Below are 15,714 nucleotides of genomic sequence, written 5' to 3' on the forward strand. Positions count from 1 at the left end.
AACCACACACCTACTTCGTCAGCAGCGCATATGCGCCGGTCCAGCCCTCCGGCGGCGGATTGGCTTCGAACTCCCTGATGCGCGCTTCGTAGAGCTTGAACAGCTTTTCCAGCGTGTCGGCGTCCTCGCTGCAGCGGCCGCGCTCGATGGCGTCGAGCGCGCCCTGCCAGTCGCGATTGCGGTAGCAGCCGAGCATCTCGATGGTGATGTTGCGCAGGCGCTGGAACGCGGCCGATTGCATTACGTCCTCGCGGCCGGCGATGGCATAGATCACCTCCGGCTCGGTCTTGCCCTTGACCATGATGAAGTCGAGCTCGAGGATCGCGAACCTGTCCTTGGCGGCGAGCGCCGTTCGCGAGCCGACGATGATCGGGAAGCCGTATTCCTTGGTCTGGCCTTCCAGGCGCGAGGCGAGGTTCACGCTGTCGCCGAGCACCGAATAGTTCTTCTTCAGATCGGAGCCCATGTTGCCGACCACGCCGATGCCGGTGTTGAGGCCGATGCCGACATTGAGCGGGATGTAGACGTGGCCGCCGTCGGCCGCTTCCTGCTCGCGCTCCCTGTTGACCACGTCGATCTTCTCAAGCATCTGGATCGCGGCTTCGCAGGCATGGACCTGGTGCTCGGCATCGTCGAGCGGCGCGTTCCAGAACGCCATGATGGCGTCGCCCATATATTTGTCGACGTAACCTTTCTGTTCGATGATCACGTCCGTCAGCGGCGTCAGGAAGCGGTTCATCAGCGCGATCAGGCCTTGCGGATCGTGCTTGTAGCTCTCCGAGATCGTGGTGAAGCCGCGCACATCGGAGAACATGATCGTCAGCTCGCGCTCCTCGCCGCCGAGCACGACTTTCTCCGGCGATTGCGCCAGCTGTTCGACCAGCACCGGCGACATGTATTGGGCGAAGATGCCGCGGATCTGCACGCGCTGGCGCTGCTCACGCACGAAACTCGCGAAGATGAAGGTGAGGTAGATCGCGGTGGTCGACAGCAACGGATAGGTGAAGTCGATGAGGTAGCGGTATTGGGCGTAGAAGAACCAGGACACGCCGACGAGGATCGCGGCGAACAAGGCGCCGGCCAGCACCAGCCGGACGGGACCGAGATTCGGCGTGAAGATGATGACGAGCATGCCGATGATCAGCGCGGCGAGCAACTCGACGCCGAGCGCATAGTTCGGCTGGGAAATGACCGCGCCGCTCAGCACGCTTTCGAGCACCTGGGCGTGGATCTCGACGCCCGGCATGGTCGAGGACACCGGCGTGGTCTTGATGTCGTTCAGCCCGGCCGCGGAAGTGCCGATCAGCACCAGCTTGCCGTTGATCCTGCTCGGCGGAACGGAGTTGTCGAGCACGTCGGCCGCCGAGACATAGAGCGATGGATCGCGGCGAGCATAGTGCACCCAGAGCTGGCCGTTCTTGTCGGTCGGGATCTCCGCGCCCTTGATGCGGATGGCGCGAATGCCGCTCTTGTCGGTCCTCACCAGCAGCGTCGGCGTTCCCGTGACCACACGCAGGATCTCGAGGCTGAGCGAGGGCATAATGTTGCCCTGGGCCTGCATGATCATGGGCACGCGGCGGATGAAGCCGTCGCGCTCGGTCTTGATCGAGAACAGGCCGCGGCCGGCGGCGACATTCTCGATGACGGGCACGTTGCGCAGCAAGCCGGGGAATTCGAACAGAAACTTTTCGGCGTTCTCCTCTCCGACCGTGGCGACGCCGGTGAAGGGCAGTGTCTTGTCAAGCTCCGACTCGATCGCCGGCAGACCAGTCTCGCCGAGGACAACGCGCGAGCGCTTGATCGCTTCGGACAGGATCTGGTCGTTGCTCGGCAGCTCGCGCAGCCTGCTGCGGGTGGCGTCATCCAGGTAGCGCATCTGGCCCGCGACCAGATCCGGATTGAGCCGGTCGGGTTCCGAGAACACCACGTCGAAGCCGATCGCGACCGCGCCGCGGCTGGTGAGATTGCTGATCATGTCGGCGATGCGCGTGCGCGGCCATGGCCACTGGCCGATTTTGGCGAGGCTCTTGTCGTCGATGTCGACGATGGTGACCGGCCGCACCCCCTTCTTGTCGCGCGGGTCGATCAGCTGGAACATGTCGAAGGTGCGCAGCCGCAGCTCCTGCACCGGCGGCGGATCCCAGACGCGCAGAGCTGCGAACACGACCAGCAGCGCAAGGCACAGCAGCCGCGCCAGGCCGAACTTTCGCGCAAACCACCGGCGCAGGATCTTGAGACGTTTCATGTTGGTCGAAGTTCCTGCCGCGCGCCGCCTCCGTTGGACCGATCATGCAGCGAAGGCCTGCAAATTGCCATGCCCCACCGGCGGACGATACGGTCTTTTTGGCCGCGACCAGCCCCGTTACACGGAGCCACCGACGGAGTGATTGGTGACGATGAAGTCGCTGGCATGCAGGTTGTTGACAGCGACATTCTTCAACAGGATCGTCTCGTGATCGTCCAGCCGGACCAGCGTATCGGCATTCTGCTGGGTGAGGATGATATCGCTGAACGAGTTGATGTTGTCGAACTGGCGTACGTCGATCTTGTCGAGCGTGGTGTCGAATTCGTAGACCGTGTGCTGGACCGTATCCGAAAAGAATTTTGGCGCGAACACAAACTGGTCCTGCCCGCCTTTGCCGTCCAACGTGTCGCTTTGCCCGCTCGCGAACAACACGTCCTTGCCGCTGGTGCCGACCAGCGAGACCGGTCCCGAGCCGCCCTCGTTGAAAACGAAATTAACGGTATCGCTGGCGCCGAAATTGTCGGTGACCTTGAACGTGATCATGTCCGTCGCCGGCTTGTCCTGTCCCGGATTGTAGGTGACGCCACTCTTCAACAGATTATTGATTTCGTTGAGACTGCCGGCCGCCGTTGCCGGAGAAACGCTTGATGCCCCCGCTTGCGTCGAAGCGCTGAGCGCAAATGCTTCTGACGGTGCCGCGGGATCTTCGTCGGTGATTGCCAAACCAAGCACGGACGTCGTGCCGTCCGGATTTTCCGACACAGTGAAATGGGTCGTATCGATTTCGGGACCAGCGAGCGGATCGATCGTGACGGCGTGAGTCTGAGGCAAGGTCGTCGCGGAGGTATGGCTGCTGTCGACGACGCTCGTTGCGGTCACCGTGATGTTAAAGCTGCCGGCATAGCCGACCGGCGTCGTCAGCGTGAGGTTGCCACCGAGATCGGTGGCCTCGATGTGCCAAGTGTTGTTGCCGGCGTCGTAGGTTCCGTAGTTGAATTCGGAACCGACGGGCGCACCTGCGATCGTCACGTAGGTGTCGTCGGGGTGCGCGCCGGTCGGGATGGTGACCGTGATCGGCACGTTGATCGGGGTGTGCTCAGGCCCTTCCGACTTGGCAATATTGGACAACTCGCCGGAACTAAGCCCCAGGAAGTCCTCGATCGAAGCCGTGTACGCGGGATATGAGCTCAAAAACGCTTCAAAGTTTCCGTCAGTCGGGACAATTTGGGAGCCGTTGACATCGCTGTGCGCCGTCGAGACGATGGCGACCTGGCCGGTGACGCGGGTGTCGCCGAAGCCATTCTCGAAGCTCTGCACGACCTCGCCGTTCACCCGGATATTGTCGACGGCCAGGAAGGACGTAACTGCATAGTCCTGCTCGTTCATCACACCTGCGCCAAAGGCGTAGGTGCCGTCGGTCTGAATCTTATAGGTAAATGTGTGCCAGCCGGTCGAGCCATAGCTTCCGGTCGCCGCGATGTCCGATAACAGGAACGCGGCGCCATTTACGCTGGCGAAGGCAAAGTCGTTGTACGGCAGATAGTCATCAGTGGTGAAATTCCAATCAACACTGACGATGTCACCGGCATGCAGCGACAGCGGGGTCACAAGCGCCGAGCCATCCGTGGGATAGATGCTCGTATTCGGCCCAAGCGACAGGACCGGAGCGACGGCCATTTCAACCTCCGCCGGCGCCGTCACTTCCGTGCCTATCGAGGCAGCCTGGTCCGACACCGGCGTCGTGCCGCCATGGCCGGCGCCGGAGATGTCGATCGAGACCGGGGAGCTGGCACTGACCGCGCCAGTATAGGTGTTGTCGATCGCGTGGACATCGAGCGTGCCGGGCGTGCCGCTGAAACTTTCATTCGGAACGAAGCGGATCAGCGTATCAGTGCTGAGCACCAGCGCATGGGTATTGCTGACGCCGGAAATATCGACCCACTGGTCGGTGCCGGCGATCTCGTATTGCCAGCTGCCCTGGTCCGACGTGGCGTTGTCGGCGCTGACCGCGATCGCCTTGAAGCTCGCGCCGGTATCGACGTCGTGGAACTTGCCCGCGAAGAGGTCGCTGACGGCGCTGCCGGTCGGATTGGTGTTGTCGGCAGCGACGGAATCCAGCGTCGTGCCGTCGAGCGTCGGGGCATCGTTGGCGCCGTTAACGTTCACCGTCAGCGTCGCGGTGCCGTGCGCGCCATGCGTGTCCGTGGTTTGGACCGTGAACGTGTCGACATAGGCGCCTGCCTGCAACGCGTTGATTGCCGCAGAGTCGGGCACGTAGTCGTAGTTGCCGCTGGAATCGACCGTCAGCGAACCGTACTGTCCCGCCACCGTCGTCGTCGCGTTGTGCTCGGCATCGAGCAAGGCGTAGCTCAGCGTCGCCGTCTCGCCGGTGTCGGCATCGGTGCCGGCCAGCTTGCCGGTGAGATCGGCGAAGCTGTCGGAGACGCCCGTATCGGCGAGCGTGCCGATGTCGAGATCGGCGAGGGCCGGCGCGTCGTTCGCGCCCGATATCGTGACGGTGACCTCGGCCGTGTCGGTCTTGTGGCCGTCGTCGAGCGTGATGGTGGAAACCACCGTGGCGGTCTGGCCCTGGCCGAGGAAATCCAGCGCGCTATCGGTGATCGAATAGCTCCAGCCGACCGTGCCGTTGTTCTTGCTGCCGGCCTGCTGCAGCGTCAGCGCGTGTTCGAGCGCGGAGATCTCGTCGGGCGTCAGGGTCAGAGCCGTGGTGTGGTCGGCGGCGAGCCAGGCCACGTCTTGATGGGTGATCTTCGCCGTCGGCCGCTCGGTCAGATCGATGTCGGTGAAATCGATGGTGCCGGTGCCGCCCGACGCCGGATCCGTCGTGGCGTCGCCGGTCTTGTTATCAAGCTCGGCGAAGCTGACGCTCGGCGACGCCTCGGCGGCGTTGAAGGCCGGCGCGTCGTCGGCGGCATTGAGCGTGATCAGCGTGCCGCCATGGCCGTCGCTGCTACCGGCAAAATGCGCGTTGCTGTAGTCCCCTCCGGTGAGCTTCACCGTGATGCTGTGGCCGTAGGCATCGCTGACGACGAGATCGCCGGTCGCGGAATCGTAGGTCGCGGAGGTACCGCCGTCGAACGCGATGGTCGACAGGTCGAGCTTGTCGGTCGAAGCAAAGCCTGCAACCGCCCCGCCGAAGCTGGACGTGTCGATCTGGAGCTCGGCGCCGCCGCCGTTGAAGGTGATCGTCTGCGACACCGCGGCGTCGACATCGAGCGTCGCATTGGCATCGATCGTGACCGAGCCGGAGCCGGACAGCGAACCGAACAGCGATAGGGTGCCGGTGTTGACCTCGATGGTGCCGGTGTTGACGATGGTGCCCGAAATCGACGCCGCGCCCCAGCTGTCGATCTCGTTGGAGCTGTTGATGCCGAGCCCGGTCCCGGAGATCGAGGCGCCGTTGAGCAGATCGATGACGCCATCATTGACGATGGAGGACAAATTGCCGAACACGCTGGTGCCGGAGACTGTCCAGGTCCCGTGCATCTCATTGTTGAAGGTGGCGGTGGCGGCCGAGATGTTGCCGTTGATGTGCCCGCTGTTGTTGATGGTGACGGGACCACCGGTCTCGACGATCGCCGAGGTCGTCGACGTCACGGATCCCGCATCGTCGAGCCCGATCGTTCCGGAATTGTCGATCAGAACCGAGGCCGAACTGCCCGCATGCACCGAGATCGCCGCAAAGCCGTCCGCGCCGGTGACGCGGCCATCCGCATCGTTGGTGATGTGAACCTGGCCCGTCGCGTTGAACGCCTGCGTTACGCCGATTCCGACGCCACTCGTGCCGGTGATGTGGCCGTCATTAGTTATGGTGATGTTGGCGGCGCCATTGCCGAAAGCCGTGAGGCCGGCTGCACCGGTGGCGGAGCCTCCGTTGGTGACATTGATGTCACCCCCGCCGAGATCGAACACGTTGATCGCGGTGCCTGCGGCCGTGATCGAGGAACCCTCGCCCGTCGTCACAGTGACCGTGCCAACGCCTTGCGTGAAAGCCGCAATGCCCGAGCCCGCATCGGTGATGATCGTGGCATCGCTCTGGACCGTGACGTCACCATGGACCGCACCGTCGAAATTGCTGCCACCGCCGGTATATCCGGCCATGATGCCGGCCGGCGCATGGTTGCTCTTGGTGTTGATCACGCCGGAGTGGATGGTCCCGTGGGCGCTGACGAAGATCGTGCTGTGCACGTCGCTGCCGATCGCGGTCGCCTCGTTGACGGCGTCAATACCGACACTGCCCGACTTGAGGACGTCGCCATGCGACATCACAACGCTGATGTCACCGGCGTTGAGGCTGTAGGCATCGATGCCGTAGCCTGACGTTGCCTCGACATGAGCATTGGCACCGATGTTGACGGTCACGTCGCCCGTGCCGCCGCTGATCGCCGATGCCTTGATGCCCGCCACCGCGCCGGTCACGGTGGTGCCGGCGCCATCATTCACCGTGACGTCGCCATTGCCGTAGTTGTAGGCGTGGATGCCATGGCCGCCAGAAGTGATATCGGCGTAGTTGTTGACGACGACGCTGCCGTTTACATCCGTGTTGGCCACCGAACCGGTGGTCGCGCCGTTGTAGCCGGCCTGGATGCCGGCTGGCGTATTGCCGCTCTGGTTCAGGCCGCTGCCGGAGTTGATCGTGCCATGCGCATTGACGGTGATCGTGCTGTCCTCGGACGCATCGAGCGAGGTCGCCCGGTTGACGGCGACGATACCGGAGCTGTCCGAGGTCACGACGCTACCCGACTCGGTCGTGACCTTGATGTCACCGACGCCGTAACTGCGCGCCCGGATAGCATAAATCGAGCTACCCGTGACGTTGCCGCCGGCATCGATGGTGACGTCGCCGTCGCCGTGGGTCGTTGCATCGATGCCGTAGGCACCGCCGACCGCGCCGCCAAGCTGGGTGATCGAGATGTCGCCGGCGTTGGCGGCATTCAGATTCTCGACCAGAATGCCTTCCGAATTCGCCCCGGTGCCCGTCGCCTTGCCGGTGAGATTGTCGATCGTGATGTTGCCCGAACCCGTCGCGCTGTCGGTCAGCGCGATGCCGTTGCCGGCGAGCCCGGTGGTGTCACCCGTCGCGGTCAGCGAGATGTTGCCGGCGCCGTTCTGGGTGACGACGACGCCATTCGCCGCGCCCTTCAGCGTGCCAGTGGGCGTGAGCACGACGTTGCCTGGTGCGCCGGCCATGCCGCCGGACGCAGTGAAATCCAGCGCGTCACCGCTCGAGGTCGTGATGTCGGCCGCGCCGGTGACCGTGAACGTGCCGCCGGTCGAGGACTGGCCGGTGATGGTGCCGGTAAAGCTCCGGCCGCCGACCTTGTCGAGCTCAAGCGTATCGGCGCCCCCGGCGAAGGTCACGGTCTGCGCGGTCGCGCCGGCGAGCTCCAGCGTTGCGCCATCGTCGATGACCAGCGAGCCGGCGCCCGCGACGCCGCCGGAGAGGTTCAGTGTCCCCGCCTGCACCTCGATCATGCCGGTGTTGGTGATGCCGGCCGAAATCGTGTTGAGGCCGGACACGCCGTAGAGATGGCCGGAATTGCTGAGGCTGCCGCCGTTGATCGAAGCCGCCGTCAGATAAAGCTTCGAGGCGCCGTCAACGGTGACCACGCCACTATTGTTGGTCACGTTGAGGCTCGACAGCTTCAGAATGCCGCCATCGATCGCCTTGATATCGGCAGTGTTGACAATGGCCTCGCCGGTGACGTCGAGCTCGCCGCCGTTGGCCTGGAGCAGCTTGCTGTTGGTGAGCGTATGGATGATGACGGGGTCGATCGTCAGCGTGCCGCTGGTGACTGATATCGTGCCGGTGTTGGTGATGTCGGCATTGCTGATGGCGCTCGCACCGGTCGATTCCAGCGTACCGGCAAGCGTCAGCGTGCCGCCGTCGATCGTCCCGCTAGAAAGATCGAGCGTCGAGCCCGACTCGACCGACACGGCGCCGCCGCTGATCGTGGCGTCGTTCAGGAACATCTCCGCATGAGCGTCGACGCTGATGTTGCCGGCGTTGTTGACGATCGAGTCTTTGTCGATCGTCAGCGCAGCATCCGCAAGGACTTCGATCGTGCCGAGGGACAAATTGCCGACGGTCTCGTTCGCAAACTCGACCGCACCCTTGACGTGAACCACACCGGAATTGTTCAGCGTGCCGTTCTCGATCAGGCTGGTGCCGTCGAGCTCCAGCGTGCCGAAAATGGCGAGGGTGCCGCCGTCGATCGTCACGGCGTCGGCGACCAGCGTCGCGACGGAATCGACCTGCACGGTACCGCCGGCATTGGCGATGCCGGTGTCCAGCGTCAGCGTGCCGCCCGACAATTCGATTGTGCCGGAATTGGTGATGGTGGTCAGCGTGTCGATCTTGCCGCCTGCGGCGAGCGTGAGCTGGCCCGCGTTGGTAATCTTGGCGGTACTGGCGACGACGTCGCCGTTCGTCCTGGTGATCGTCTCGACATCGATCGCGCCGCCGACAAGAACGGTGCCGTCCGCCGCATTGGTGAACTTCGCATCGGCATTGAGCGTGAGCTTGCCCCCGAGCGTCAACGTGCTGTGATTGATGACCTCCGGCGCCGTGTGGTGCACCGTGGTGTCGTAATCGTCCATCGTCAGCGACTTGCCGTACGCGGCAGCGTCGATCGTGACGGGATAGGACGGCGTCAGCCCATGCAGCTGATCGGTGATGATGATGACGTCATCCTTGCTGGTCGGAACCGTGCCGGTTTCCCAGTTCGCAGCGTCCTTCCAGAAACCGCCCGAGGGCTGGTTCGTCCCGATCCAAACCACCGCCGCGGCGTCGGTGCCCGTGATCGTGACGGTGATGGTCTGTTGCGAGGTCGCATTGTGCTCGTCGGCGACCGTGACGGTGTAGACCAGCGTCAGCACTTCGCCCTTCGGAATGAAGTCGGCGAGATAGACGGGCAGATCGGCCAGCGACCAGTTGATGGTCCCGGTGCCGGTCCCGGTTGAATCCAAGCCGTTCCCGATCGCAACCGACATGGCCTTCTGGAACGCGGCAAGCGGGCCCGGCGGCACCGTGGTGCCGTCCGGCAGACTCGCGCTGGTCAGCGCCACCGACACGGTGTGGGTGTCCGTGAGGTCGACATCCTTGAAGGTGAGGGTGCCAGTGGTCGGAACGTTGGTGGTGAGCGGCCCGCCCGGCACGCTGGTGCCGCCGGAGAAGGTGATGGTCGGCACGCTGGTCGTGATCACCGGCCTGTCGTTGGTGCCGGTGATCGTGATGGTGATCGGGATGTCCTTGGTTTCAGGGTTGACCGCGAAATTGTTGTTGACGTGGACAACGTAAGTCAGCGTCAGCGTTTCGCCGTCGGCGAGGAAGTCGAACGCGTGGTCGGGGATCGTGTAGGTTGCAACCGCGGTTCCGTTGTTGTTGTTGCCGCTATCGGCCACAACATTGATCTTGACCTGCGTCGCCGCAATATCCTGCTTCTGGAGAGCAGTGAGCGAGGGAGTGACGTCGTGATGCCCGGAATCCGTATAGGTGTATTTTGATGCATCGAGATCCACCGACACCGTCGGCCGGTCGCCCAGGTTTTGGTCGACGAAGTTGATCCTGAAGATGGTGATATCCTGAGGCACGGCATCGCCGGTGGCGTCGGCGTGGTCGCCGGTCGCCTTCGCGTGCTCGGTCAGGGCGAACGCAGTCGCCACATTGCCGTTGACATCGAGGACGCTCGCGAACGGCGCGCCGGGAATACGCTCGATACCCCCCTTGTCGGACCCACCCGGCGCAGGACTGCCGGCACCGCCGGCGACGGTGTTGGTGAAGATCGCCTGTGCGGTGCTGCCGTCCGGCGTCTTGATCAGGACGGTATCGCCGATCTGGGTGATGCTATCGGTGGAGTTGTTGGTGAGCTTGGTGTTGGTGTTGTTGTCGGTGAACTTCAGCGTGAACACGTCGTTGATCAGCTTCTGCACGTCCGGCGACAGCAGTGCATTGCTAACCGAGACGTTGCCGCCGCTGATCTGGATCATCTGGCCGGCCTGGTTGACCGTCGCGATCGGCAGCAGCGTCTGCTTGTCGAACAGGATGTAGGAGCCGGTGGTGCCGTTCGGCTCGACCAGCACCTGGAAGTTCGCCTGCGGCTGCGGGTCGCCGCCGCCTGAGGGTACGACGAAAGCGATCTCGGTCAGCACCGCCGTGCCGCGAATGCCCATGGTGGCGACCGGCGTGTCGACCTTCATGTCGCCGTGCTTGGCGGTCTCGCCGGCGACGAAGGTGATGGTGCCCGCGACCAGGCTGAGCAGCGAGGAATTGTTCGACCCGTTGGGGTCGTAGACCATCTCGTTCAGCACCATCCGCGCGTTGGCGGACAGGCCGAACACGGTGCCGTCGATGAAGGTGATGCCGAGCGTCGAGTCCGAGCCGGTCGAGACCACGTCGCCCTTCTCGACGTTGTCGCCATTGTTGAGGATGACCGAGACGCCGTTGCGGACCACGGTCGCACTGCCGGTCAGCTTGGTGACGTGACCGATGACCTGCGCCGCGGCGGCGCCGGGCGCAGCCTGCGCGACCTGAACGTAGCCGGTGAGCGCGCTGACGATGTCGCCGGTGAGGTGGGCGCCGTCGGGCGAGGCGATCGCCGCGCGCTTGTCGCCCCTGAAATAGTCGTGAACGACGAAGTCGTGACCGTCGTGCGAGAGCACCAGATCACTGCCGGTGCGCTTGAACTCGCCATGGAAGATCAGATTGGGGTCGGCAATGACCACCGCACCGTCAGGCACGTGGCCATGCGCCGTGGCGGTAAAGGATTCAACATGGCTATCGGCGGACGAACGGGAACCCTGGCCATCCAAGGTCAGCCCGGCGTCAAATTTGCCAGCGTAATTCAACCGGGCACCATGAAAAGGGTTAAAATCTAAGTAAGTATCGACCGCTTAAGCTTGCATAGCATTACCAAGTCCTTAGCGAAACCATCTATTGCTTGTGTGGTTTCGTGTCACTTGGCGGCGGAGGCCTATGCCTACGGCGACACCCAAAGATAAAATGAAGTAAGGCTTACAGAGATTTCGAGTAAATCGTCGCGCGCCCAAGTCAATCTTCCACTAGATTACGTATTCGATGGTATTAACCATCCACCGGATACTTATGTCATCTTTTCTTCGTAACACCCCGGGCCATACTGTGGCGAATACGGAGCTAAATCTGTGACCTAACTAACAGAACCCGGAAAATAGCTGGTCATTAGCCATGGAAGCCGAATCGCTTCCCGCAACTTCCGGCTGCGCTCCCGTTGATTTCGCGGCGGCGTCTCTCGTTGCCCGGGCCTGTAAACTTTTACGGAGTCCGGGAAGGGGCGGTTGAGCGTGCTCCAGGCCAGTCGGCCCCCTGCCGCGCGCGTTAAGCAGAACAAAACGGCCCGTCTCGCACTATCTCCGCGAAAGCAACAAAGCCCGGCGCGTCCAGGTCGAGAGGGACCTGCGAAGCCGGACAGGGATGTCAGATGAAGACCGCTGCTCGCTCGCGCGCCTGGCGCGCTATCCTTTTGCTGTGGGGATTGATCCTGCTCGGATCGGCCGCCGATCTTCGCGCAGCCAATTTGCTGTCGCCGGGCGCGGGCGCGCTCATACGCAAATCAGCCGAGCCGTTCGGCGTGTTCGCCTTCGCCATTTCGAGCGGAGGCATGCGGCAGAAATGGCTTGGACTGAAGGAGAAGCTCGACGATGACATGGTGCAGCTGGTGCTGTGCGACGGCGATCGCGACAATTGCGCTTCGCCCGCGGCGCTGAAGCTGCTCGCCATCGTCGACGAGGCCCGCACCCGCGACGGCCGCGCGCGGCTCGGCGAGACCAACCGCGCCATCAACCTCGCCATCCGCGCCGAAAGTGACGGCGCCGAAGATATCTGGAGCTCGCCCCTGGAGACCTTCCAGCGCGGCGCCGGCGATTGCGAGGATTACGCCATAGCCAAGCTGGCCGCGTTGCGGCTTGCCGGCGTCGCCGCCGAGGACCTCCGCCTCGTCGTGGTGCGCGATATCAGGAGCGGCGAAGGCCATGCCATTGCCTCCGCGAGGCTCGACGGCCACTGGCTGATGCTGGACAACCGCCGCATGGCGATGGTCGAGGATGACGACGCGCGCAACTATCAGCCGCTGTTCGTGCTCTATCAGTCCGCCGTGCTGAGATATGTCGGCGAGCCCGTGCGGCTCGCGGGCGTCGACAGCCAGCACGTCTCGAGCGCGGCACATTGATCCGGCTCGCAGTCCGGTAGCTACATCCAAGGCCTGCCCGCTCAAGGTGACCGAGGAAGGTGCAGCGATCGTGCGGGATCCGGTAGGGGCTCTTTACGGATCGCTGCCGCGCTCCCATTTGCAGATGAGCTTGCAAGTGACCGCATTTGCGGCAGCGCGATTCACGAGGCCGAAACATGTTCGGGTCAGGGTCGCGACAGATGCAAAACCTGTTGGTGTGGCCGTCATGAAGCCGGACAGCTCGGCGCTCGAAGTCCGAGGATTAACGAAGCGTTTTGACCGCTTGGCGGTCGACAACCTCGATCTCACCATTCATGCCGGCGAATTCTATGCGCTGGTCGGCCCTAACGGTGCCGGCAAGACCACCACGTTGCGCATGGTCGCGGGCCTGCTCAGGCCCGATGAGGGCGGCGTTTCGATCTTCGGCATTGATGCGCTCGCGAATCCCGTCGCGGCCAAGCAGGTGATGGCATGGGTCTCGGACGAGCCGATGATCTATGACAAGCTCACGCCGCTTGAGTACCTCGAATTCGTCGCCGGCCTCTGGGGCATTGCGCCTTCAGCGTCGAAACCAGTCGCCGAGGAGCTGGTGAGCTCGCTCGGGCTTGAGCCGCACCGGCACGAGCGCTGCGAAGGTTTCTCCAAGGGCATGCGCCAGAAGGTGGCGCTTGCCGGCGCACTGGTGCACGATCCCCGCCTCATCATTCTCGACGAGCCGCTGACGGGCCTCGACGCCGTCTCGGCCCGCCATGTCAAGGGGCTGCTCGGGATGCGCGTCCGGGCCGGCTGCACCGTGATCATGACGACGCATATTCTCGAGGTCGCCGAGCGCATGGCCGACCGCATCGGCGTGATTGCCGCAGGCCGTCTCGTGGCGGAGGGCACCCTGACCGAGCTGCGCCAGCAGAACGGCCATGCCGACACCAGTCTCGAAGATCTCTTCATCGCCTTGGTGACGCTGCAGGACGCGGCATGAGCTCGGCGACCGCGCTCTCCTGGTTTGCCCGTCACGAGCTCCGCCTCGCCTGGCGCGAATGGTTCGCCATGATGACCGGTGGCCGGCGCCGGCGCGCCCGCGCCGCCATGATCGGGCTGTTGTTCTTCGCCGCACTGCTGCATCTCCCGGCCTGGGCGGTGATCGGCCGCTTCGCCAAGCTGCCATTGCCGCTCGACAAATCCTCGCTGATCGTGATCTCGGCGACGATCTTCCTCGCCTGGACCCTGATGCTCTCGCAGGCGATCGAATCGGTGACGCGGGTGTTTTACGCCCGCGCCGATCTCGATCTCATCATGTCCTCGCCGGCAACGCTCGCCAATCTGTTCTCGGTGCGCATCGCCGCAATCGCACTCACCGTCACGGTGATGGCGCTGCTGTTCTCGACGCCGTTCATCGACGTGCTGTTGATCGGTGGCGGTGCGCGCTGGCTTGCCGCCTTCGGCGTGGTCATCGCGATGGGCCTCTCGGCCGCGGCGATCGCGATCGCCGTCACGATTCTCCTGTTCCGCCTGATCGGCCCGACGCGAACGCGCTTCGTCGCCCAGATCCTGGCTGCGATCATCGGTGCGGGCTTCGTGATCGCGCTCCAGGTCGCGGCGATCGTCTCCTACGGCACGCTGTCGCGCTTCACCATCCTGACCTCAGGCACCCTCGCCGCCCACGCGCCCGACATCGACAGCATCTGGTGGTGGCCGGCGCGAGCCACCATGGGCGATGTCAAGGCGCTGCTGCTGCTTCTCGCGCTGGGGCTGATGTTGCTCGGATGCGTGATGGCGATCTTCTCGGGCCGTTTCGCCGACACCGCAATCGACGCTGCCGCTTACGGCACATCCGGCCGCAAGCGTGCGAAGGAACGTCCGTTCCGCGGCGGCTCGCGGCAACAGGCGCTGCGGCGCAAGGAGTTCGTGCTGCTCTGTCGCGATCCCTGGCTGATCTCTCAGACCCTGATGCAGCTGCTCTATCTGGTGCCGCCGGCGCTGTTGCTCTGGCGTAGCTTTGGCGACAGCTCCGCGGCGCTGACGCTGATCACGCCCGTGATCGTGATGGCCGCGGGTCAGCTCGCCGGCGGGCTCGCCTGGCTGACGATCTCGGGCGAGGACGCGCCGGACCTGGTCGCGACCGCGCCGCTGACGCCCTCAAGCGTCATCCGCGCCAAGATCGAAGTGGTGTTGATCGCGATCGCAATCATCTTCTGCCCGCTGGTGGCCGCGCTGGTTTTTGCTTCACCATTCCAGGCGGCAATCACGGCCACCATGATCATCATCGGCGCGGCCTCCGCCACCGCGATCCAGCTCTGGTTCCGGGTCCAGGCCCGGCGCAGCCAGTTCCGTCGCCGCCAGACCTCGTCGCGGCTTGCGACCTTTGCCGAAGCCTTCTCCTCGATCGGCTGGGCCGCCACCGCCGCGCTGCTGCTGACGCTGCCGACCGCCGGCATCGTCAGCGGCCTGATCACCGCGGGCCTGGTGGCGATGACCTGGAAATTCAGCCCGAGGCGCGATTAATGACCGTCCTTGAACGTAAGGATAAATTGCCTTACTTGTAAGATATCGAGGATGGAGGGTTCCATGAGCACGCTCACTGTTACGGCAAAGGGCCAGGTTACGCTGCGGAAAGACCTGTTGGAGCACCTTGGTGTGCATCCCGGCGACAAGATTTCCATAGAAAAGCTTCCTGGGGGACGAGTTGAGGTCAAGGCAGCTCGACCCACCGGAAAGATTTCGGATGCTTTCGGCTTTTTGAAAGGAAAAACGAACGGTAGGTCGCTGTCGATCGAGGAGATGAACGAAATCATCGCCGACGGCTGGGCCGGCAAACGATGAAGATAACACCCGACACCAATGTCCTGGTACGGGTTCTAGTCGGGGACGACGCTGAACAAAGCAAGGCGGCCCAAGCCATTCTCAAGAAGGCGGACACAGTAGCGATCTCGATCTCCGCGCTGTGCGAGCTGACGTGGGTCCTCTCACGAGGCTACAAGGCATCCGCCGAGAACATCGCGGCCTCGATCCGACACTTCATCAGTGCCTCTAACGTGATCGTCAACCGGCCTCTAGCTGAGGCCGGATTGGCATTCCTCGATGCGGGCGGCGACTTCGCCGATGGTGTCATTGCTCATGAAGGCTACTGGCTTGGCGCCGATACCTTCGTGTCTTTTGACAGAAAGGCCGTGAAACTAGTCGAGGCAAGCGGCGGATTGGCGCGGCTCCCGTAGCCACACATGACGTTGCGCAAAATCGACGATACAC

Annotated in this window: 7 protein-coding genes; 5 read left to right on the forward strand and 2 right to left on the reverse strand. The window is 63.5% G+C overall.

The window, feature by feature from the left end:
• Positions 1-10: 10 nt before the first annotated feature.
• On the reverse strand, positions 11-2,245 hold the full coding sequence (locus HYH07_RS28295; protein ID WP_220005543.1) for a CHASE2 domain-containing protein: 2,235 nt from the start codon (positions 2,243-2,245) through the stop codon (positions 11-13).
• Positions 2,246-2,362: 117 nt separating this feature from the next.
• Positions 2,363-11,113, reverse strand: coding sequence for a VCBS domain-containing protein (locus tag HYH07_RS28300; protein WP_220005544.1), 8,751 nt, complete (start codon positions 11,111-11,113; stop codon positions 2,363-2,365).
• Between the two features lie 611 nt (positions 11,114-11,724).
• Between HYH07_RS28300 and HYH07_RS28305 the strand changes: the two genes are divergently transcribed.
• From HYH07_RS28305 to HYH07_RS28325, 5 genes are all read left to right on the forward strand, one after another.
• Positions 11,725-12,471: a transglutaminase-like cysteine peptidase gene (locus HYH07_RS28305; protein WP_220005545.1), complete on the forward strand. Its 747-nt coding sequence runs from the start codon at positions 11,725-11,727 to the stop codon at positions 12,469-12,471.
• 226 nt (positions 12,472-12,697) lie between these two features.
• Positions 12,698-13,447, forward strand: a complete 750-nt coding sequence (locus tag HYH07_RS28310) for an ABC transporter ATP-binding protein (RefSeq protein ID WP_057746846.1) — start codon at positions 12,698-12,700, stop codon at positions 13,445-13,447.
• Positions 13,444-14,970, forward strand: a complete 1,527-nt coding sequence (locus HYH07_RS28315; protein ID WP_220005546.1) for a permease — start codon at positions 13,444-13,446, stop codon at positions 14,968-14,970. Before HYH07_RS28310 ends, HYH07_RS28315 begins: the two co-directional genes overlap by 4 nt.
• Positions 14,971-15,033: 63 nt before the next feature.
• Positions 15,034-15,288, forward strand: coding sequence for an AbrB/MazE/SpoVT family DNA-binding domain-containing protein (locus HYH07_RS28320; RefSeq protein ID WP_220005547.1), 255 nt, complete (start codon positions 15,034-15,036; stop codon positions 15,286-15,288).
• Positions 15,285-15,680: a type II toxin-antitoxin system VapC family toxin gene (locus HYH07_RS28325; RefSeq protein WP_220005548.1), complete on the forward strand. Its 396-nt coding sequence runs from the start codon at positions 15,285-15,287 to the stop codon at positions 15,678-15,680. The genes HYH07_RS28320 and HYH07_RS28325 overlap by 4 nt, the downstream gene beginning before the upstream one ends.
• The last annotated feature ends 34 nt before the right edge of the window (positions 15,681-15,714 follow it).

It is taken from the genome of Bradyrhizobium sp. BR 10261, assembly GCF_019455395.1.
Classification (GTDB): domain Bacteria; phylum Pseudomonadota; class Alphaproteobacteria; order Rhizobiales; family Xanthobacteraceae; genus Bradyrhizobium; species Bradyrhizobium manausense.